General features: G+C 54.3%; 17 protein-coding genes. 7 read left to right on the top strand and 10 right to left on the bottom strand.

Annotated elements, in window-relative coordinates; all coding sequences use genetic code 11:
* Position 1: 1 nt before the first annotated feature.
* From menD to DI579_RS04505, 4 genes are all read right to left on the bottom strand, one after another.
* Positions 2–1,831: a 2-succinyl-5-enolpyruvyl-6-hydroxy-3-cyclohexene-1-carboxylic-acid synthase gene (gene menD / locus DI579_RS04520; RefSeq protein ID WP_303678788.1), complete on the bottom strand. Its 1,830-nt coding sequence runs from the start codon at positions 1,829–1,831 to the stop codon at positions 2–4.
* 8 nt (positions 1,832–1,839) lie between these two features.
* Positions 1,840–3,234 (bottom strand): hypothetical protein, encoded by a 1,395-nt coding sequence (locus DI579_RS04515; RefSeq protein ID WP_290595858.1) that lies wholly within the window; start codon positions 3,232–3,234, stop codon positions 1,840–1,842.
* Complete coding sequence (locus DI579_RS04510; RefSeq protein WP_303678787.1) at positions 3,231–4,256, bottom strand: hypothetical protein; 1,026 nt, start codon at positions 4,254–4,256, stop codon at positions 3,231–3,233. Before DI579_RS04510 ends, DI579_RS04515 begins: the two co-directional genes overlap by 4 nt.
* A 172-nt stretch (positions 4,257–4,428) precedes the next feature.
* Positions 4,429–5,487, bottom strand: a complete 1,059-nt coding sequence (locus tag DI579_RS04505) for an o-succinylbenzoate synthase (RefSeq protein WP_290595862.1) — start codon at positions 5,485–5,487, stop codon at positions 4,429–4,431.
* 154 nt (positions 5,488–5,641) lie between these two features.
* Here DI579_RS04505 and DI579_RS04500 point away from each other — a divergent pair, with 154 nt between their 5' ends.
* The 6 genes from DI579_RS04500 to DI579_RS04475 all read left to right on the top strand — a co-directional run bounded on the left by DI579_RS04500 (position 5,642) and on the right by DI579_RS04475 (position 14,130).
* Positions 5,642–6,661 (top strand): 1,4-dihydroxy-2-naphthoyl-CoA synthase, encoded by a 1,020-nt coding sequence (locus DI579_RS04500; protein WP_290595864.1) that lies wholly within the window; start codon positions 5,642–5,644, stop codon positions 6,659–6,661.
* Positions 6,662–6,960: 299 nt separating this feature from the next.
* Positions 6,961–8,238 (top strand): inorganic phosphate transporter, encoded by a 1,278-nt coding sequence (locus tag DI579_RS04495; RefSeq protein ID WP_303678786.1) that lies wholly within the window; start codon positions 6,961–6,963, stop codon positions 8,236–8,238.
* The gene (locus DI579_RS04490; protein WP_303678785.1) at positions 8,238–8,531 is read left to right on the top strand and encodes a hypothetical protein; all 294 of its coding nucleotides are present in this window, start codon (positions 8,238–8,240) and stop codon (positions 8,529–8,531) included. Before DI579_RS04495 ends, DI579_RS04490 begins: the two co-directional genes overlap by 1 nt.
* 20 nt (positions 8,532–8,551) lie before the next feature.
* A complete protein-coding gene (menE, locus tag DI579_RS04485; protein WP_303678784.1) occupies positions 8,552–9,832 on the top strand; it encodes an o-succinylbenzoate--CoA ligase in 1,281 nt (426 codons plus the stop codon).
* Between the two features lie 68 nt (positions 9,833–9,900).
* On the top strand, positions 9,901–10,848 hold the full coding sequence (locus tag DI579_RS04480; protein WP_303678783.1) for a 1,4-dihydroxy-2-naphthoate polyprenyltransferase: 948 nt from the start codon (positions 9,901–9,903) through the stop codon (positions 10,846–10,848).
* A gap of 81 nt (positions 10,849–10,929) precedes the next feature.
* Complete coding sequence (locus DI579_RS04475) at positions 10,930–14,130, top strand: beta-galactosidase (protein WP_290595875.1); 3,201 nt, start codon at positions 10,930–10,932, stop codon at positions 14,128–14,130.
* A 47-nt stretch (positions 14,131–14,177) separates the two neighbouring features.
* Here DI579_RS04475 and DI579_RS04470 read toward each other — a convergent pair whose 3' ends face one another.
* From DI579_RS04470 to DI579_RS04455, 4 genes are all read right to left on the bottom strand, one after another.
* Entirely contained in the window at positions 14,178–14,825 is a 648-nt protein-coding gene (locus DI579_RS04470; protein WP_290598290.1) for a histidine phosphatase family protein, read from the bottom strand.
* Between the two features lie 163 nt (positions 14,826–14,988).
* Positions 14,989–17,301: a cation-translocating P-type ATPase gene (locus tag DI579_RS04465; protein WP_290595877.1), complete on the bottom strand. Its 2,313-nt coding sequence runs from the start codon at positions 17,299–17,301 to the stop codon at positions 14,989–14,991.
* Positions 17,302–17,360: 59 nt separating this feature from the next.
* Positions 17,361–17,564 carry a heavy-metal-associated domain-containing protein gene (locus tag DI579_RS04460; protein WP_290595879.1) on the bottom strand — a complete coding sequence of 68 codons (204 nt, stop codon included), beginning with the start codon at positions 17,562–17,564 and terminating at the stop codon, positions 17,361–17,363.
* Between the two features lie 78 nt (positions 17,565–17,642).
* Positions 17,643–18,068, bottom strand: coding sequence for a hypothetical protein (locus DI579_RS04455; protein WP_290595881.1), 426 nt, complete (start codon positions 18,066–18,068; stop codon positions 17,643–17,645).
* Between the two features lie 62 nt (positions 18,069–18,130).
* Here DI579_RS04455 and DI579_RS04450 point away from each other — a divergent pair, with 62 nt between their 5' ends.
* Positions 18,131–19,120, top strand: a complete 990-nt coding sequence (locus DI579_RS04450) for a uroporphyrinogen-III synthase (protein ID WP_303678780.1) — start codon at positions 18,131–18,133, stop codon at positions 19,118–19,120.
* On the opposite strand, the gene DI579_RS04445 is transcribed toward DI579_RS04450, so the two are convergent.
* Positions 19,071–19,751: a hypothetical protein gene (locus DI579_RS04445; RefSeq protein WP_290595885.1), complete on the bottom strand. Its 681-nt coding sequence runs from the start codon at positions 19,749–19,751 to the stop codon at positions 19,071–19,073. The genes DI579_RS04450 and DI579_RS04445 overlap by 50 nt on opposite strands.
* Positions 19,752–19,760: 9 nt before the next feature.
* The gene (locus DI579_RS04440; protein WP_290595887.1) at positions 19,761–20,714 is read right to left on the bottom strand and encodes a carbohydrate kinase family protein; all 954 of its coding nucleotides are present in this window, start codon (positions 20,712–20,714) and stop codon (positions 19,761–19,763) included.
* Positions 20,715–20,929 lie beyond the last annotated feature (215 nt).

The raw sequence follows: 20,929 nt of genomic DNA, 5'->3' as shown, positions 1-20,929 counted from the left end.
CTCACCGTCCTGACTGATCCGGCCGACCTAACCAACCTGACAAGGTAGCCGCTAATTCATGCCGATGCTGACGCTGCGTACGCACCTCTATAAAACGCACACCTGGCCGCAAATTATCGTGGGGGCATGTACCCTCACACTGCGAATATGTACTGTCATGCTGCGCATACTCGCCTATAGCAGTTGGCAATTCCGCCACTGTGCATTGGCGATACTCTACTCCCCACCCAGCCGCAAGAGACGCAAAATTCACTCCGTGGGGGACTCCAAAAAGACGCTCGAATTGCGTGGCATAAGCGGGAGCACCCTGCTCCAGAGTGGCAAAAATACCACCACCGTCATCATTGGCAACCACAATAGTGAGATTCCGCGGAGCGGTTTCCAACGTGGGAATAAGCAGACCCCCAGAATCGTGGACAGCAGCTAAATCCCCAAGAAAAGCGATAACCGGGCCAGAGTGGTGGAGTGCCAAACCACTAGCTGTAGAGATGTTGCCGTCAATGCCGGAAGCACCACGATTAACCCAACACCGTGGACCCAACTCAGGATGAGTGAGAGAAATATCACGCACGGGATTAGACGATCCTACGAAAAGAAGCATGCGCGGATCCGCAGCAACTACCTCCCCTACGGCATAGGCAACATCCACACCACACGGCAACTCCACAGGAGCACACTCTGCAGAAACAGAGGAAACGGAAGACGTGGTGGGCGCGGCAGAAGAAGCTGTCTCCTCTGCGCGAAGCTCCGCCACCACCTCAAGAACATGACTCCGCGCTGCACCATCCACCTCTGCACAAGCAGCCAACCACTGCTGCGGGCACTCCCCAGTACGCGTCAAAGACGTTGCTGCAATAGTCGCATTCCCCGAAACATCCGCCCACTCTGTCGGTGAGGTTGCTGCCGTCACCACAATCTGCGTGAGAGAAGGATCTGCCAACAATCGCGTGACCGACCGATGCAGTGTCGGTTTACCCACCACCACTACTTGTTCGGGGGCGGTGAAACTATTACTCATAAGCGCAGGCGGCGTGAGGGGGTTAAAAATAGTGCCCAGCGTGCGACCACCCGGTTCGCAGAATGTGGGGACACCTGCCAACGCCGGTATCTCCCAACTACCTTGCCCCGCAATGACTACTGTTCTCCGGGAAAGATCAAGAGTGTAGTTCGGAACGTATTGCGTCCACGGTTGTCCATCGCGACGCCCCTGCCACGGTGCAGGCAATAACGGTAACACTGCCGGTGATACTGCCGGTGATTCTGTCGGAGGGACAAGTGGCTCGCGGAAAGGAACATCAATATGGATAGGTCCAGCACTGATAGCTGACTGCGTCATAATGCGGCACAGTGCGGAACGCCAATGCGCATTCCACCCTAGTGAATCCTCTTCACTATTTATCTCGGGGCCTGCCGGAGTCATAACAAGCTCAGAAACAACATCGTGGGCAAAAATACTGCGCTGCACAATAGTTTGCTGCGCCCCCACCCCCTCCATCTCCGGAGGACGATTAGCGGTAAGGAACACAACACGACGATGGTTAAACCGCGCCTCCACTGCGGCGGGATGAAAATTGGCAACAGCTGAACCAGAAGTGCACACCACCGCAACCGGCGCATCACTAGCCGCAGACAATCCCAAAGCGAGGAAGGCGGCACTTCGCTCATCGACGCGTACATGCAAAGCAATACGCCCTGCAGATTCGGCGTCCGCCAAGGCAAAAGCTAACGGGGTGGAACGGGAACCTGGGCAGAGGACTGCCTCACGCATACCATTACGGATAAGCTCATCCACCACTACTCGTGCATGCAGAGTAGCCGGCGGTAATGCCACCGGATATGTCACGGTTCACTCACCCATTCAACTATTGCCACCGGGTTTCCTCCTTGTGCACTGCCATTCTTTTTGCACTCACACCGAACTGTATACCCATGTGGTACATCAAAAAACGGCATACCTTGTGGCTCCGCTACCGGATAATCGTCGGCTGGATCCTGCGCAATAGCTTGGGCAGTACTAGGCTGATCCTCCTCCGGCAACTTATCCGCGGCAGCAACGAACACAATTCCTGGAAAGTTCGGAAGAGTGAGTTCAGCGGTACCTGCAACAACCGCAAGGCGATGCAAACCATTAAGCGTGCCCTGTATTTCTACAGTGCTACCCGGCTGCAGAAAATGCGTACGGCTAGTAACCCGCGGCAATTCCTCAATGACTGTTGACGTAGGGAGTTTAGGAAGAATATGGCGGCCATTCTCCCCGTTCCGTAGCTGTGCTACTCGTAATTGTGCCGTCCGCAGCGTGGAATACAACTGAAATACAAGTCCGTAGCGAGACGACGGGATACGGTCCGGGATATGCCCGTCCACTGACATATTGGAAATCTCGTTGAGGGTAATGGCTAGTTGTCCAGTGGGTTCCTTACTGCTTTCCGCCATGGACATAGCAAGATCCGGCATCTCATTCGTCAGGATACGGGCAGCTTCCTGCGCATACATGATTGTCATAGGGCGGTCTTGGGATACCCGCGGATGCTTCCCGGCGCTAATAGCGTCACACAATTGGGCAATAAGAGCGCCCTTCATAGCGGGGAATCCCTCCCCGAAAACCTGCGGGAATTGCAGTTCCATATAGCGGGTGGCGGCGCCACTGGTCGCCTGCTCGATAAGAACTGCCGCTTCCGCCAATGCCTGCCCCACCTCCGTAGTGTTACCGGCACTAATGGAGCTTGCCAGTACAACTGTTGCGGGCATAACAGGAAGTGTCTCTATAACGTTGACGACAGCCTCCGTTGTGGCGCGAATTTCTTGTGCCAGTTCCGTATCAGTGGGTGTATGAGAAGGATCCTGTGGTGTCCACAAGCGTGCATCGGCAAGATAGATCAGACTGTCAAAATGAAAAGACGGACAACTACTATTCCCCGCTGCTACTACTGCCCCCGATACTGTCTCCGCCGTATCGTTCCACGTAGCGTTCTCGTCTGCAGCACCATTGGCAGCTGTAGCATTGTCTACCGCTACGGGACTACCTATGGGACTGCCTGCGGGAAGTGAGGACGTTCCGCTATTGGCATCATCATTCTCAGCGTCATCACAGATAACGTCAATATCGTCATCAGTGGGAATAGTGGCAAGGAAAACACGCGGGTCAACAACCTCTAACGTGTGCCCTGCCTGTGCAGCCTGCAACTGCATGCGCCAAGCCAAAACACTGCGATTTCCACACACAAGAGATGTCATTGTTCCATCCTCACTCTGTAGCTTAATTGTTTTTCTTCCCGCTTCTCAGGCGGATCTGGAATGGGCCAAGCGGCAAAAATACATGCAGGTACCATCACCGGAGCCAGCGCCCATAATGGTGCATGGGCTCCCCCGCACACGCACGCAATTCCTATGGACACCAACTGGACCATGACGACCACACCCACTGTTTTTCGGTGGGAATTAAAGTAACGCTGCAGCTTCTGGTAGTTATGCTCGCGGTGCATACGCATGAGGTTACGACGATAAAAAATGCTCTTTATGAAAGTGAACAGCACGTCCGTCCAATAAATGGTGAAAGGAGCAATAGTGGCAGGAATAGACACTCCCCGCACCATCAGCACCATGCACATTATCAACGTGACAGCTCCCGCTACATAGGCGCCGCTCTCTCCTGGGAAAATTCGGGCTCTCGGCAAATTCCACGGGAGGAACCCCAGGAATCCGGCAATGAAGATTAACGCCAATACTTCTAACGTTTTATCTGCAAAATCTCGGCACAAATACAGGGTCCATACTCCACAAATGATGACGTAAAGGCACGTGATGCCATTAATACCATCCATGAAGTTGGTGGCGTTCGTTACCCACACGGTAAAAGGAACTACCAGCACAGCGGTCGTTATCATTGCCGCGGCACCATACTCTCGAGCTCCCGTCGCCATAAGGTAAACACTCATGGCGGAAATCCCCACTCCACCCAAGGCGAGAAGAACCACACCAGCGGCCGTCTTCAAACCGTAAATATCGTCGAAAATACCTACTGCGGTAAACCAGGCCACAATAATGCCAACACCCATAAAAAGAGGCGGAATTTCTTCCCACCCTTCCGTAATGAGGTAAACAACATGAACCAAAATACCGGAGAGGATAGCTAGCGAAATGCCGATGCCACCACCGCGCACTGTCGGAACAGAATGCGCACGACGCTTGCCGGGCATATCAACAAGACCCTGACCACCCAGGAAAGAAAGCAACATGATGGGCATGGCCAAAGACATCACGAGCGTGATAAAAGGTCCCAACATACCGAACTACATGCCTCACTGTTCCATGCTGTTTCATACTGATTCATACTGTGGGCACAGCACTCATACAGTCTCCATACAGTCTCATAGTGGCGTTCATGGTAACGGCGCCATGCACATGGTGACATTACAGATACTACATATTCTATGAGGTGGCAGAACGAGTGAGAAGAACTGCACGAGAATAACAACGCTCCAGGCGTTCCCTCCACCACTGCTCCCGCTTCGCAGGTGCACGTAACTCTACCAACCGAGCCGGATCCGGGGTAGCCATGCGGTAAGGCAAAGAACCATCAACAAGCGTGTGCGCTTCGCATACATCCGTCACGAAGAAATGTCCTGTTCCTAACCCGCATGCGGCTACGTGTGGCAAAGCAGCGGCAGCCGCAATACCGGCATTCATCCCCACTGCTGAGTCAAGAGCGCTAGAAACGGTAAGGGGATAAGGGATGTGGCTAGATAAGTGCAACAGCTGCCGGGGGCCACCCAAGGGCGCAGCTTTCACAACCACGCGATCGACTGCACCCGCTTGAATAACACGCAATGGGTCAGAAGCACGACGGATAGACTCATCTGCGGCGAGAGGAATACTCCCCGCCAGACTATCGTGCAGTTCTACCAGTTCAGGAACAGTTCGGCAGGGCTGCTCGGCGTAGTCAAAAAATTCCTCCCCACCAGCGGCCTCCACAATACGCGGCAGAATCTCCTGCGCCTCACACACCGTCCACCCCATATTCGCATCAACACGAATACGTGCAGTGGGAGCCAATCGATGCACAAGCGCTACCCGTGCAACATCATCTGCCCACGTTTGACCCGCCTCCGCCACTTTCACTTTAAACGTATGAACCCCCGCAAAATCATGAACCAGACGGCGGATAACACCCTGCTGGGTAATAACGTTGAGGGCCGGAATTGTGCCATTGACAGGGATACGATCGCGCACAGCCGCAGGCGGCCCCTGCCACGCCATCTCCATTCCACACGCTAACCACCTGGCCGCTTCAGCGTCATCATATTCGGGAAAGGCGGAGAATTCCCCCCACCCGGCGGGACCATTGAGAAGCAGTATCTCGCGGTGGGTAATTCCCCTAAATTTCACTCGCATAGGCAATGTGACTACTACTGCCCGTTCCTGCAGCTCCTCTAAGGAAGGTAAGGATACGGACGGGGAAGAAGGATCGCGTGACACTGATGCTGACATAGTTCCAACTCTACTGTCTTGCTCTGTTGTCCCGCTCTGTTACCGTGCTCTACTAACATGCTCTGTTACCGTGCTGTGCTGCGACCGTCTACTGGGTTACTGTAGCGCTACAGGGATCCAGCCAGGCCATAGTTATGTGCAGTATGGTGAAGGAATGGAACCTTCGCCCAACATTAAGCGCTCCGGCGCCGATGCCCTCCACCCGCTGGAACCGCAGCCGCATATTACTGATAATCCTTTTGACCCCACGCAGTGGTGTACGGTTCCCGGATTCGACGATCTTACTGACGTCACCTATCACCGGCATGTGGGGAAGGGACGTGAATACGGAATTGTTCGCGTCGCCATTGACCGGCCTGAGGTATACAACGCCTTCCGCCCCCACACGGTAGATGAGCTACTGCACGTTCTTGACCATGCACGTTGCACTCCCGATGTGGGTGTTGTCCTTCTTACCGGGAATGGACCGTCACCAAAAAATGGAGGATGGGCTTTTTGTACGGGTGGCGACCAACGCATTCGTGGTAAATCGGGTTACCAGTATGCGCAAATAACAGAGACAGGTGCTCCGGCTGGTGATGATGCCTCCACCGTCGATACTGCCCGGGCGAAGGCAGAGGGTGGCCGTCTGCATATTCTGGAAGTGCAGCGACTTATTCGCACTATGCCGAAGGTTGTTATCTGTTTAGTTAACGGTTGGGCGGCCGGGGGCGGACACTCACTACATGTGGTATGTGACCTGACTTTGGCAAGTAGAGAATGCGCCCGCTTTAAACAGACCGATGCCGATGTAGGCTCCTTTGACGCTGGCTTCGGTAGCGCTTACCTGGCAAAACAGGTAGGGCAGAAGCGTGCTCGCGAGATTTTCTTCCTAGGCCGTTCCTACACTGCGGAAGAAATGTATCGCATGGGTGCCGTGAACGAGGTTGTTGACCATGCAGATTTGGAAGCTGTCGCTATTGAATGGGCCCGGGTTATTAATAAGAAGTCACCCACGGCACAGCGCATGGTGAAATTTGCACTTAATCTTGCCGATGACGGTTTAATGGGGCAACAAGTTTTTGCCGGTGAGGCAACTCGCTTGGCCTATATGACCGATGAGGCGGCAGAGGGACGCGAAGCTTTCCTAGAGAAACGGACTCCGGAATGGGAGCAGTTTCCCTTTTACTACTGATGTCGTTTATGCCATTGGAGAGTAAACACTGGATATATTTTTACTTTTCCTTAACCGTATCAAGTTGTGATTTTATTCCTTCTGTAATCTATTGTTATTGCACAGTATAGATACCCCATCTGTATCTTTAAATTACTAGTAAGACAATACTTTTCGAGTTATTTTGTAGTTTTGAACACAAAATTAAAATTCCAAAATTGTTGCATTGCTTAGTATTTAATCAAATTAAGTAGATGACCTGGCTAAATAAAGGGTGAACTACATTGTGAATCGACGTCCGGTAGACAATAATCAACTCCGTGAGTCCTGAATTATTCACCCTCTGTGTCGTGGTCGTTACTGCCTTAGCATTCGACTTCACCAATGGATTCCACGACACGGGTAACGCAATGGCGGCATCCATTGCCACTGGAGCACTGAAACCAAAAGTTGCCGTCGGCTTATCTGCAGCACTTAATCTTGTCGGAGCATTCCTCTCTGTAGAAGTAGCAGCCACTGTCGCTAAAGGCATCGTCAATCTTGACAAGGTCAACATTGGCCCCGGCGATGGCAAAAACCACATGCTACTTCTTATCGTCTTTTGCGGCCTTGTTGGCGGTATCCTCTGGAACCTCCTCACATGGCTATTTGGACTTCCCTCCAGTTCTTCACACGCCCTTTTCGGTGGACTCATTGGCGCCGCTCTTATCTCCCTCGGAAAAGACGGCGTTGTCTGGGGCGGCGTTGTAGGAAAAATTATTATCCCCGCCGTTCTTGCCCCCATTGTTGCGGGAATTGTCTCCGCTATTGCTACTGCCCTGGTGTACCTCATTACCCGAAAAGTAGAGCACGAAAAACAAATTAAAGGCTTCCGCTGGGGACAAATCCTTTCCGCATCTCTCATTTCCCTCTCACACGGTACTAATGACGCCCAAAAAACTATGGGCGTCATTTTTCTTGCCCTCGTCGCCTACGGCCGCGTTAACCCCGAAGACGGCATCCCCGTCTGGGTAAAAATCTGCTGCGCCCTCGCCATTGCACTAGGAACCTACATTGGCGGATGGCGCGTTATTCGCACTCTGGGCAAAGGCCTCGTCGAAATTGAATCCCCCCAAGGTATGGCCGCAGAAATGGCTACGGCATCAGTTATCCTCACCTCATCGCACTTTGGCCTTGCCCTCTCCACCACACACGTTGCCACCGGTTCTATTCTTGGTACCGGACTTGGGCGCAAAAATGCGGAAGTACGGTGGGGAGTTGCCGGAAGAATGGTCATCGCCTGGATTATTACACTTCCCGCCGCGGCCATTGTTGGTGCACTTACCTACCTGCTAGGCCACTACATTGGTCTTTATAACGAAGTTCTAGGCGTTATTGTCGTCTTCATCATTCTCGTTATCGCTGCTAGCTACATCTTCTACCGCAGCCGCAAGACCCCTGTGAACGCCAACAACGTTAACGACGACTGGGACGACCACAAATCCTCCAAAGACTCCAGAGCATCCAAACTCTCCACACAGCTTCCAACTGCTGAGAAAAATATCATTCCCCAGCAGCAGGAAATTACCCAACAACAGGAACAGGGAGATAACCACTAATGCTTATGGAAACTCTCAGCCATCTACCGGCTGTCCTCCTCTCCGGCCTTTTCTTCGGCGCCGGACTCCCCGTCCTCTTCGCCCTCGCCATGGCGGCCGGATCCGGCAAAACAGAGAAAATTGATGGCAAAATGGTGGAGGTAAAACCCCCCACTCTCCCCATGAAGATCCTCTCCTACGTGCTATTTGCCCTTGTTATTCTCCTTATTCTGGTGGGCGTCTTATGGGTATCGCAGCACTTCATTTACAACACTTTTGGCCTAGACATCTTCCACAATGGGGGTAAAGGATAAGCAAGGATACAAGGCTCCACATGCAGCTTCGCGCACTCACTCTTCTTCCTACACAAGAAAGCTACCGCCACGCCTATCCATGCTTACAAAGCATGCTGCGCGACGACACCACCACTGCCTTCCTTCCCCTTCCCACACCCGCAGACAGCGAAGAAAGCACCCGCACACTAGCCTCCCTGCAGGCCTACCACAACCACTTAGCGCCACACACCACCCTCATCGTCGCCACCTCCGGAACAACTGGCACACCCAAATATGCACAGTTAGGGGCACACCAACTACGCGCATCTGCAACAGCTACCCACCATGTTCTCGGCGGTCCCGGCGCCTGGTTGCTTCCCCTTCCGCCCTACCATATTGCGGGTATACAAGTTCTTCTCCGCAGTCTTGCTGCCGGCTATGAGCCCGTTCTACAAGACACTCGCCACGGCTTTGCATTATCAGATTTCGCTGCCGCTACCACACAACTTCTTGACTCCACTCCCCACACTCGCCACTACACCAGCCTGGTTCCCACACAACTGCACAAAATAGTGTCCGCCGCACAACGCGGTGACGCCGACGGCCTAGCAGCCCGCACCGCCCTCACCTATTTTGATGCGATTCTGGTAGGGGGAGCAGCACTATCCACTGACCTTTTACATACAGCCCGCACCGCTGGAGCACATATCGTATGCACCTATGGGGCGTCCGAGACAGCTGGCGGATGCGTCTACGATGGCTACCCACTGCCCGGTACACGTGTTGATATTGATGAAGAGGGACGTATTTGGTTGGGAGGCGACACTATTGCCTCCGGTTATCTCAATATGCCAGACCATATAGCTTGGCGACGCCCCGGTTGGTTCCGCACAGATGACCATGGACACTGGAACACCAGCTGCACCGATAGCGGCCGCAGAGATAACAAGGAAATCCTCCACTCGCCACGTCTCTGCGTTGATGGGCGTCTTGACGATGCTATCTGCAGTGGCGGACTGACCATTTTCCCCCACGTGGTAGAAAATGCGTTAGCCACCCACCCTGCCATTTCCCAGGTAGTTGTTATCGGAAAACCCGACGCACGCCTAGGGGAACACGTCACTGCCGTTATTGTTCCGGCAGTTCCTTCTGCGAATACGTCTGTTGCCGCAACCACGGATAATCTTGCTGACGCTCTTACTGTGGAGAGTCTGCGACACTGGGTGAGTGCTGCCGGACTGCCCCCTACCGCTGCACCCCGGGAAGTGATTATTCGCGCAGATTTACCAGTAAAAGGTATTGGGAAGATTGATCGTCGCCACCTCCGCGACATTCTCTAAATGCCCCTTACTATCTCTTCCCCGACCTGCTTAACATGATGAAATATGGAAAGTGTAAAAATAGAGTCGTGAATACTGCTACAACCACCTCCCCCGATAAGCACTACACTGCAACTTTCCACGATTGGGTCATTGGGGCGCGCACCCACACGTGGCCCAACGCAATTGCCCCAGTTATTGTTGGTACAGCTGCCGCTATCCGTATTCTCGGTTCCGGCTGGCTCCATGACCTTATCTGGGTGAGGGCAATTCTTGCCATGGTAGTGGCATGGGCCCTTATTGTGGGCGTGAATTTTGCCAATGACTACTCAGACGGTATCCGCGGCACAGACGATGACCGCGTTGGCCCACAACGTCTTACCGGCTCTGGTTTAGCTAAGCCCGCGCATGTCAAGGCAGCAGCTTTTAGCTTCTTCGGCATTGCCGGTATTGCCGGTATCGCACTGAGCATAATGTCCGGTTTCTGGTGGTTGATCCTTGTTGGCATCTGTTGCGTCCTGGCCGCATGGTTCTACACTGGCGGAAAACACCCCTACGGCTACCGCGGACTAGGTGAAGTCATGGTCTTCATCTTCTTCGGACTAGTTGCGGTGATGGGTACTCAGCTTACCCAACTAGGTCGGATTACCTGGGAGGGTGGCCTCACTTCCATTGCGGTAGGAGGCTTTTCCTGCGCTAATAATCTTGTTAATAACCTGCGAGATATTCCCTCTGACCGTGAATCTGGGAAAATAACATTAGCGGTACGACTGGGGGACAAGCGGACCCGTATCCTTGACGCAGTCCTTATATTCGGGCCATTTATTCTCAGTTCTCTCGTAGCGTTGAGCTCCATCTGGACACTCCTGTCACTGCTTGCCCTTCCCCTCGCATGGAGCGCCTACACTCCTGTTCGTACTGGTCAAAGCGGACAAGCACTCGTCGTATCGCTACGACGGACTGGTAAAGCCATGCTAGTGTGGTCCCTGCTCCTGGGGCTTGGTCTTATACTTGGCCCGATTACTGGCGTATTCTGATTCGCCCCCAGATAACAACTGTTACTGTGAAGATGAGGTGTTTTTCCGCAGGTTTACATAGATTCATGAGGAGGAGCAATCATGGTTACTGGTGCCCCCAAACGACTCTCTCGGATAGTTTCTCTCGCAAGTGCGATGACACTCGGATTAGCCGCCATTATGCCAACCTCTACAATGGCAGCCGCATACGCCTCCCCTCAACCACCTGCCTCTCACTGGATTACCTCCACTAACTACCGCTACCCCGGCAACGATGGGAAACACCACGCAGTCTCGTGGGACAAGTACTCCTACATGATTGACGACCATCACCTGAATATCTGGTCGGGGGAAGTCCACTACTGGCGTCTCCCCTCTCCCCATCAGTGGCGTGACGTCCTCCAAAAGATGAAGGCTGCCGGCTTCAACGCCGTCTCCTTCTACTTCTTCTGGGGCTACCACCAGAGCGCCCCAGATAGCCCCTTCGATTTTTCGGGAATTCGCAATATAGATCTTCTTCTCCGCATGGCAGCAGAAGAAGGACTCTACGTCATTGCCCGCCCCGGCCCCTACATTAACGCCGAAATTTCCATGGGTGGTATGCCCGCCTGGCAAACCAACAGTTCCCTCCCTCTCCGCAATGCCTGGGACAACACTAACTGGCAACAGCAGCGCGCCTGGCTACATGCTGTCAACAAGATTATTGCCCGCCACCAAGTGACCAATGGCGGCGGATCTGTCCTCCTCTACCAGGTAGAAAATGAGGAACTTGCCTCCGTTGGTCCCTACGCCGACTATGTCAAGAAGATCATTAAAGCCGCGAAAGAGGACGGCATTAATGTTCCTATTTTCCACAATGATTACGCACCCGTGGGTAACTGGGCATTCACCACTAAAGACACGGGCCTAGACGTCTACTCCTACGACGACTATCCCATCCGCTTCGACTGCTCCGCGACACGCCACAAACTCCAAGACCACAACTGGCATATTGATCCAGCCTTCCGCGCCGCTCACCATTCCCCCCATTTCATTGCCGAGGCACAAGGCGGTGCTTTTACCCCATGGGGAGCCTCCTTCAACGCCTCCGCCTGCGAAAAGTTCGTTGACGCCAACTTCTACCGGCAATGGGCTGCCCTCAACAATGGAGCCGGGGTTACCGCCTTCAACTACTACATGATTTTTGGCGGCACGAACTGGGGATGGACAGGATCCGCCCACTCCGGATTCACCTCCTACGACTATGGCGCCTCCCTCTCCGAGGACCGCAACCTGCGCGACAAACTCTCCGCACAAAAGGAAAACGGCTACTTCCACCGTGCTTTCCCGCAGCTCACTGTGATGGACGGCGCTACCGACCCCACAGTCCGTGATGTTCGTGGCGCCGCGGTAAAGAGTTACCTGCGAAAAGCCGCCGGCTTGCACTCCCTCTCCATGTCCGGCAAAGGATCCCAATACTTGGCTTTCCGCCTAGCGGACTCCAACGACATTACCCGCACCTCATTCACCACCACCCTCAACACTTTTGGGCCCGGTGGTAAAGCCGTCACCTTCCCCACCGTTCCACAAGAGGGGAAACTTATTCTGCACGGACGCGATGCACTGCAAATGCCGGTGGACTTTACTATCGGCGACTGGGGAGCCTACTACTCCACAGGGTTGTTATTCTTTAACTCCCCAATGAAGGGGCATCCGCTAGCCGTCCTTACCGGGACAGGTGGGGATCGCGGCGAAATTGTGCTGGACGCACCCCACAAACCCATGGTAACGAGTACTCACACCAACACTGCCAACACCTCCGTCACCTCCACGTGGGATAAGGAGAAGAAACAACTCCGCATTAACTACACGTGGGGATCCCCCTACGACATCACCGTGTCTATGCAGGGCAAAGCGCCCCTAACACTACGCATTGCGGACCGCCATAGCCTTATCCGTGCCTGGTCGCCGGAAAACCTCTTAAATGGCACAATGCAGGGGCTCCTCGTGGAGAATGCGGATCTTGTTCGCTCCGTCCACTACACCGGACACACCGCCCACCTTGTGGGCTCCACCACCGCACCACAAAAAGTACGGATCTGGCTCCCAGCAGGTATTACCCGGGCTACCTGGAATGGCCAGCCACTGCAGTTAACAGCAGTAAACGGGCATTATCGTGCACTTCTTCCCGGACCAGCCCCTGTCACCCTACCGAAACTCACGTGGGTAAAGCATGAGGAAAACTACGAGGCTAACCCGAATTTTGATGACTCCGCATGGCGCGTAGCCAACATTAAACACCCACGGAACTTCCGACAGGGGCCAGCATTCTTCCAGCATGTTGTCCTTGACGCGAACGCCTACAACTTCCATGAAGGTGACGTCTGGTACCGCGCCCACTACACCGCCAACACCGATGACCCCCGCATCTGGATCAAAGTCTTCGGCGCGGAAGGATCCAACTTCCTTGTCTGGATAAACGGGCATTATCTGGGTGCGTCCGCCGCTGTGAAAGGTGGCGTAGCCGATACTGGCCTGGACGATAAATCCTCCAAAGACCCCACCTCCAACCTGCAAGCCCAACCCAAAGCCGTCACCTTCACTGTCCCTAAGGGCACTGTGAAGAAAGGTGAGAAGGTCACCCTCGCTATTCTGCTACGCAATAATGGGCAGCGCGTGGACTGGGAAGGCATTGGCAATAACCTGCACCCCATGGGTATTCTCGATGCCCGCCTTGGAGAACAGGGTAACGCCGTATGGAAGATTCAAGGTGTACGCGGCGGCATACACCCCGCCGACACAACCCGCGGCATCTACAACAATGGTGGTCTCTACGGTGAAAGAGCCGGCTGGTATCTTCCCGGATTCCCCGACGCCACCTGGAAACACGCCACCACCATGCACGCCAACACCGCAGGCGTCACCTGGTACCGCACCCACTTCACCCTCAAATACCCCACCAACCAGGATGTCATGCTGCGGCTGAACGTCCTCTCCAAGCGTTTCAGCCCGGATCGCAAAGACAATGCCCACACCGTCATGTTCATTAACGGATGGAACGTGGGAACCTGGGTGGGCAACGTGGGCCCGCAAGAATCCTTCACCATTCCGTCAGGCTTCCTCAACCCCACTGGGCAGAATGAGATCGCTGTTGCGGTAACAGCAGAGGACGCCTGCTACGGCCCAGAGGATATTCAGCTTGGGCTTGTTGGTAACTGGTTAGGTTCTGTTCCGTGGGTGGAGAACACTGCCCCCACCTACCGGCAGCTGCAGCATTCCCTCCTGCCGGCCTACCCTCTTCTTCGTGTAGCTACTGCCAAATAGGACAAGCAGACAACAAGTAGGGCAAGCAAGCAGGCAGTGAATTCGTTTTAGGCTTGTAGCCCGCGCTGCATGTCCGATTTCAAACTGGCTGGATCGGACATACCCGACGGCTCCTGATACTCCAGCCGGGAGATGATGTCACCATCAAAAACGAGCGTAGTGATGGATCCCAGAGAACAGTTACGCTTGCCGGGATGGTGCCCCAGCCTCTTCTCCTCCACAAAACGACGCAGTACCCAGATAGCGCACTGGTGCGACACGCAGACAGCCTCATGCCCGCGGTTATCGTCCACTGCTCGATGGGCCATCGCTAGCATTCGCTCTGCCATCTTGCAGTAGTGTTCGCCCCATGACGGAGTGTTGAGATCACCAATCATTGGCCAAATATGCGGGGAGGTAAGAATACCCTTCGGCGTGAGGAGCTCATTCTCCAGATTGGAGCCCGCCTCAATAAGCAGAGGATTAGTAATAATACTGAGCCCATAGTCGTGAGCAACAGGATAGGCCGTCTGCTGGGCGCGTTTCAAGGGAGATGCGTACACAGCTGTTATATCGTGCCCCCGCAATGCCCGCGCCACGTTAATAGCATGCTGTTCCCCACGCTTCGTGAGCTTATAGCCACGCTGACGACCGTAAAGACGACCAGATGGGTTATCAACTTCACCGTGCCGCACAAAGTGCACTTTTGTAATAATCCCTGAGGATCCTGGAGGATACTGCCACTCCTGATCTTCCCCCGGCAGTGGTGACGGGTACGCGGGCTCGGTCGTCGGCGAAGTTATCGGCGAGGTCATTGGAGAGGCTCCTTAACGCAATCTTCTTTCCTGCAGTTTACCAACCAGGCAGGGAAAAACAGTGCTACGCCCACCGCAACCGGAGGGAATTGCCCACAACGAAAAGATCCGAGCACACCATGGCAAGACCAGCCATCATCGGGTTGAGGAAACCCAGCATTGCCAGTGGAATCATGGCCACATTGTAGATAAAAGCCCAGAATAGGTTTCCCCGCACAATGCGGTTCATCCGGCGTGCTAAATGCAAAGCTTCGGGAACAGCCTCCACATCACCACGCACCAGTGTGAGGTCCGCAGCCTGCATGGCCACATCCGTCCCCGTCCCCATCGCAATACCTAGATGAGATAAAGCAAGCGCGGCAGCATCATTAATACCGTCCCCCACCATAGCGACAGTGTTCCCACCCTGCTGCAGCTCCGTAATCCTATCGGCTTTCTGGGTGGGGAGTACGTCCGCGATAACATCGCTGGCCGATATGCCTACTTCCGCGGCAATCTGTTGGGCAGCTTCATAATTATCCCCCGTTAATAGTATTGTGCGGCAGCCTTGCTGGTGCAGCTTAGCGATAGCGTCGGCAGAAGTAGGTTTGACGGTATCCGCCACCGTAATACTGCCCACAAAAGTATCATTCTGGTACACCGCAACATGGGAAGCGGCCACACCGTGCGCACTGGCAGCACGGCGTAACGCCGCACGGCCAACCTCGTCTCGTGGTTTTCCCACAAAAACAGTGCCAGTAAAGGCAGTGCCGTCGGGTAGATCACCTTGTACGCCCTCACCTGGTATGGCGCTAATATTGTGAGCTCGCACTGTTTGCACTGTCTGCGCCGTTGGCATTGCTGAATCCGTCTGTTCTGCTGAGTCTTCTCTGCGCTGGGTGGCTGCTTTTACAATGGCGGCGCCAATGGGATGTTCAGAACCGTATTCCACCGCCGCCGCTAATGCCAGCACGTCGGTAGCAGACATACCCTCCACTGGTAAGACCTCACTAACCGACATTTCGCCCGTGGTAATAGTGCCAGTCTTGTCGAAAACGACTGTATTAATGTCGCGAACTTTCTCTAGGGTTTCTTGCGAACGCACAATAATGCCGCGTTGTGCCGCACGGCCTGTCCCCACCATGAACGCTAGCGGAGTCGCTAACCCGAGTGCGCATGGGCAGGCAATAATGAGGACGGCTACGCCGGCGGTAAAGGCTGCGGCAGCAGATTCTCCCGCAATAAGGTGCCCTGCTAAAGCCAGAAACGCCAACGCAATAACAATGGGCACGAAAACACTAGAGATACGGTCCGCGAGACGCTGTGCATGGGATTTACTCTCCTGCGCGCGCTTTACCGCATCGGTAATAGCTGCCAGTTGTGTATCCGCCCCCACGGCGGTGGCACGCACCAGCAGGGTACCGGTGGTGTTAATGCAGCCGCCTATCACACTGTCCCCGGGGGCTACCGACTGGGGAATGGATTCGCCGGTCATAGCGGAGGCATTGACGGAACTAATACCCTCAATAACTTCCCCATCAGTGGCAATCTTGTCTCCGGGTAGGACACGGAAAAGATCTCCCGCGCACAGTGACGCCACGGGGATACGGTGCTCATCCCCTTGCTCGTCAACGAAGAGAGCGTCCTTAGCGCCCACATCCATAAGAGCTGATAGCCCGGCGCGCGCTGAACGTTTCGCACGGTGCTCCACGTACCGCCCCAGGAGGAGGAAGAGGATAACGCCGGAGGCGGACTCAAAATATACTTGTCCGCTGGGGTCCACATCGGGGTTCCACAATTGCATACTGTGATGCATGCCAATATGCCCGGCGGTGCCGAAGAGCATGGCGCCCAGACTCCACAAGTAGGCGGCAAGTGTTCCGAGGGTCAGCAGGGTGTCCATGCTGACGGTGTGGTGTTTAGCGTTGGCAATGGTGGCGCGGTGGAAGAGCCAGCCGGGATAGAACACGACGACCGTGCTAAGAGCGAGGCATACCCACTGCCAGCCGGGGAATTGTGCACCGGGCGTCATGGAGATAACCATGACGGGGATGGCGAGAACTGCCGCCACAATAAGGCGAGTTACGAGATCCCGGTTAGCGCGCTGTTCCGCTGCAACAATTTGTTTATCGGCGTCGGCAGCAGAGACAGTGTTCCCGTCGGAGAGAAGACGGGCATCGTAGCCAGCACCTTTCACCGCATCAATAAGGTCTTGCGCACTGTAGCTATTGGCAGCGTCAAGTGAGGCGCTTTCCGTCGCATAGTTGACGGTGCATTCCACGCCCGCAAGTTTATTGAGAGTGCGTTGGACGTGGTTGGCACAGTTAGCGCAGGAGAGCCCCAGGAGGGCAAGTTCTACATGCCTGCTGCCTGTAGGGGAGGGAGCCGGATTTGTCATTGTCGCCAGTCAGTAGTGTTAGTTGGGAGTGGGAAGCAGGGGCGTCTAGCCGATACTGTTTAGGCGAGGGTGAAGCCGGCCTCATCGATGGCCGCGGCTAGGGCATCGCGGGGGATATCGTTTTCTGAGTCAAACGTGGCGGTGCCGGCGGCAAGATCGACAGCGACAGTGGACACTCCTGGGATTGTGGAGATTTCCTTAGTGACACGTTTGACGCAATGATCGCACGTCATACCATTAATTTTTATAGTGGTCGTAGCCATAGTAGAGCTCCTTTGCAAGACATATATACGCTGCCGTAAAGCACACATACGTTGTATGAAACACGGAGGAGCTGATTATTATTCCGGTTTAGGACGCCGTCCGGGGGTGGCAAATGTCACATCTGGGTAGAACCAGCGGACGGTACTGGGCCACATGAGCAACACCAGAACAACCAATATGACGCAAAGGTGGACAAGCGGGAGTCCGCCCTTGCCCAGAATGGAGACAATAACTAAAGCGATAAGGGAGACAACCGCTATACCCACATGGATTTTCCATCCCAGCACAGATTTTTGGTAGGTTGCACTGGCTACTACACCCACTAAAAGGCCACTGAGAATACAGATAATGGCGGCTGTGCGAGCCTGCGATACTTGGAAATTCGACGTGGCGTAGCGGTCGATAGCACGCAGCATGATGAAGCCGCCAGAAACTCCGAGTATCGTGGCAACGAGAGAGAGATAATAGGCGAATGACACACTTGTTGGACGGGTTGTCTTCACGCTAATTACCTTAGTGGAAAGTGTGTCAGATAGTCTTTTCACCCACATATTAGGAGATGACCATGGTCGACTCTCATCAGCCGCAGACGCTTGCCGCTACCGCAGCGCCCCGCCTACTGGTGAGCCGCCCCGCCGGTGACCCCTTCAGTGCTGCTCTGGAAAAGGCAGGCTATACCGTAGTCTCTACCCCCTTTAACCATTGTTGTGTTGCGGGCGATCCGCATGGCCCCAACATTTCCACCGTTAACGTGTGGGAGGAACCCCTCCGCAACGGCCACGTTATGTGGGTTGTTTTTGCGTCCCGCCGCGGCGTGGAAGTATTCAATAAACTCTTTCCCGATACTCTGGCAGCTGCCGCTAAAGCCGGTACTCACTTTGCTGTTATTGGCCCCGCTACCGGGGTGGCTTTACGCCACCTTGGCCTAGAACCCGACCTCACTATGCCGGCTTCGGCCGCCACTGGCCAGCAACTGGGCCAGGCTCTTCGCGAACGCGTCGATTATCCTCCGCAGAAACCCACTAAAAAGAAGCCGCCCGTACCCACTGTCCTCTGTATTGGATCTGCGCTATCTCGCTGGGATTCCGCGGTATCACTCCATGAGGCGGGCTGGGACGTTACCTGCCTGCCGGTGTATACGATGATGCCGCTAACAGCCGATGAACTTCCCGCCGGCACCATTGCGGACTGGCAGGACGGTCAATTCGCGTGCGCAGTGGTGACGGCCCCCTCCGCCGCCCGTGTTCTTGTCACCTTGTGCGGAAAAGGCAATGTTGTGTGCATTGGTGATACAACTGCCGCCACCGCTAAAAAAGTGGGACTAAATATTAGCCGCGTTGCTAAAACTGCTGACCCGGCGGGGGTGGTGGAAGCTGTCCAGCTCGCTTTCCCCCTCACTGAATCAGCTGAGCTAGCTGCACCGTCTGAACTAACTGAGCCGGCTGCACCATCTTCCCAGCTGCAGACCCCATCGACGTCACAGCCGCGAACGTCACTTATAGCTACTAGTGCGACCGCGGACCGTTCGGGGGAACAGGCGGAAGCGGGGGCATAGGCGGCATCGCTGTGGGCGGTGTCGGTGGATGACGCTGCTCAGCTATCGCGTTAAACCATTCGTCAGCTTCCGGTTTCCGCATTTGTGACAGTGCGGGTACTGCCATTATGCCCTCCAGAATGACGATGCACAGGATAACGAAAGAGAACACGTTACCCCCGGCAGCGCTACTGTCCTTCGAGAGGTAGTAGGCGATAATGCTGAAACTACTGGTGTTGTCCTGAAACGCCATAATAATGGCGGATATGCCCTGTACTGCCATGTAGCAGCCAATAAAAATGAGGACAACACGCGCCCATTTCCGCCCCCGGCTCATTCGCCAAATAATAATGCTGAATACAGCAACAAGAAGTATCTCCACGAAAATGGCCATGAACGGAAGTGCGACGGCCATCGTGTGTATTTCCGCGGATGAGTATCCTGCACCAGCATTATTCGCCTGGTTCTGTACCTGGTTTTGTGCAGTACCAAGGTGCGCAGTGAGGTCGTCAGAGATAACGTTTGTGAGGGTCTGTGAGTGCAGTACGCTTACAACAATTTCGGAAATAATCTGCACGATGGTGAGTATCAGTATCCCAATCCAGAGAATGAGGGCAGTACCAACACAATAAGGACGACGCAGTTTTTCCATATCCCTAGACTAGCGAACAGCGTTGGCAGTACTGGTACTGAAGTATTTCTCTACCTTGGTACGGATATCGTCATCGGTGAACTCGCCCGCGTCGGGTCCAATACCCGTCACGGTGTATGAGGCAGTAGCAACTCCCCACACGGCAGCTTCCTCGGGGCTGTAGCCTTCGGCAACACCTTTGAGGAATCCTGCAGAGAAAGCATCTCCTGCACCATCTGTAGAGACTATTTTTGTGCGCATGGCGGGGATAGTGGTGGCAGAGTCGCGTGTAACAACGACGGCACCGTCTTTACCGGTGGTAGCGGCCACACAGCCAACTCCGTAGTCAATCATTCGCCGGCAGGCCGCAATGAGGTTGTTTTCGCCCGTGTAGCCAAGGATCTGTTCCTCATTGGGAAGAAGATAGTCAACATATGGTAGAGCATCCTGAATCCACGTGACTACCGCTTTAGAACCATTGGCAAGAAGATCCGTAGAGGTGATGGCTCCGCCGTCTTTTGCAGCACGAAGTACTTTTGCGACGGCCTTACCTCCCTGGAATTCGGGGGCACCGTAGTGCACAACATCGACGTCGGCAATAAGATCCCACGGTGCATTGTCCACGTCATAGAGAATCTCTGTTCCTACCAGGTGCAAAGTGGGGTGTGAGCCATCTTTACGAATAGGGACAACAGAACCCGTGGTGGCGGTACCGTCAACAATTTGGAACGTGTCTGTATTAATACCGCGTTCGTTGAGGAGCTGCCGCAAAATCTGGCCACGAGTGTCATCGCCGCATGCAGACGATACGTATGTGTCGAACCCCAGTTTTTGGAATGTGAGGGCGGTGGCAGCGGCAGTACCCGATGGAGTGATGTGGATATCATCGACGAGCGCAATGCTCTGTCCCTGAGGAATACTATCTACCGGCTGGACCAGGACGTCCAGTGCACTAGTACCAATCGCGAGGGCTTTCATAGCCATGGGAACTCCTTTTTCTTTAGTTCACCGTAACGCACGGCAGTAAAGACAGCGTTGTACTGCAGTGAACACAATATGGCGAACACAGCGTGGCGACACAGTGGTGAACCTTGTGTACTCATTCCATGGGTGCAGCTGTTCTATTAACAAAAAGTAGCAATATCGACATAAATCGTACCGCGTATGGCGGAAAAATCTTGTCTATTGTGGAATCTCGT

The organism is Lawsonella clevelandensis (genome assembly GCF_003241315.1).
Classification (GTDB): Bacteria; Actinomycetota; Actinomycetes; order Mycobacteriales; family Mycobacteriaceae; genus Lawsonella; species Lawsonella clevelandensis_A.
The sequence above is the reverse complement of the archived record's forward strand: the minus strand, read 5'-3'. Positions and strand labels throughout refer to the sequence as shown.

Coding starts and splice junctions, on each gene's coding strand:
- DI579_RS04460 (WP_290595879.1), bottom strand. CDS start 17,564: ATGGCTACGACCACTATAAAAATTAATGGTATGACGTGCGATCATTGC.
- DI579_RS04445 (WP_290595885.1), bottom strand. CDS start 19,751: ATGGAAAAACTGCGTCGTCCTTATTGTGTTGGTACTGCCCTCATTCTC.
- DI579_RS04510 (WP_303678787.1), bottom strand. CDS start 4,256: ATGTCTTTGGCCATGCCCATCATGTTGCTTTCTTTCCTGGGTGGTCAG.
- DI579_RS04500 (WP_290595864.1), top strand. CDS start 5,642: ATGGAACCTTCGCCCAACATTAAGCGCTCCGGCGCCGATGCCCTCCAC.
- DI579_RS04450 (WP_303678780.1), top strand. CDS start 18,131: ATGGTCGACTCTCATCAGCCGCAGACGCTTGCCGCTACCGCAGCGCCC.
- DI579_RS04475 (WP_290595875.1), top strand. CDS start 10,930: ATGGTTACTGGTGCCCCCAAACGACTCTCTCGGATAGTTTCTCTCGCA.
- menE (WP_303678784.1), top strand. CDS start 8,552: ATGCAGCTTCGCGCACTCACTCTTCTTCCTACACAAGAAAGCTACCGC.
- DI579_RS04465 (WP_290595877.1), bottom strand. CDS start 17,301: ATGACAAATCCGGCTCCCTCCCCTACAGGCAGCAGGCATGTAGAACTT.
- DI579_RS04505 (WP_290595862.1), bottom strand. CDS start 5,487: ATGTCAGCATCAGTGTCACGCGATCCTTCTTCCCCGTCCGTATCCTTA.
- DI579_RS04440 (WP_290595887.1), bottom strand. CDS start 20,714: ATGGCTATGAAAGCCCTCGCGATTGGTACTAGTGCACTGGACGTCCTG.
- DI579_RS04490 (WP_303678785.1), top strand. CDS start 8,238: ATGCTTATGGAAACTCTCAGCCATCTACCGGCTGTCCTCCTCTCCGGC.
- DI579_RS04515 (WP_290595858.1), bottom strand. CDS start 3,234: ATGACATCTCTTGTGTGTGGAAATCGCAGTGTTTTGGCTTGGCGCATG.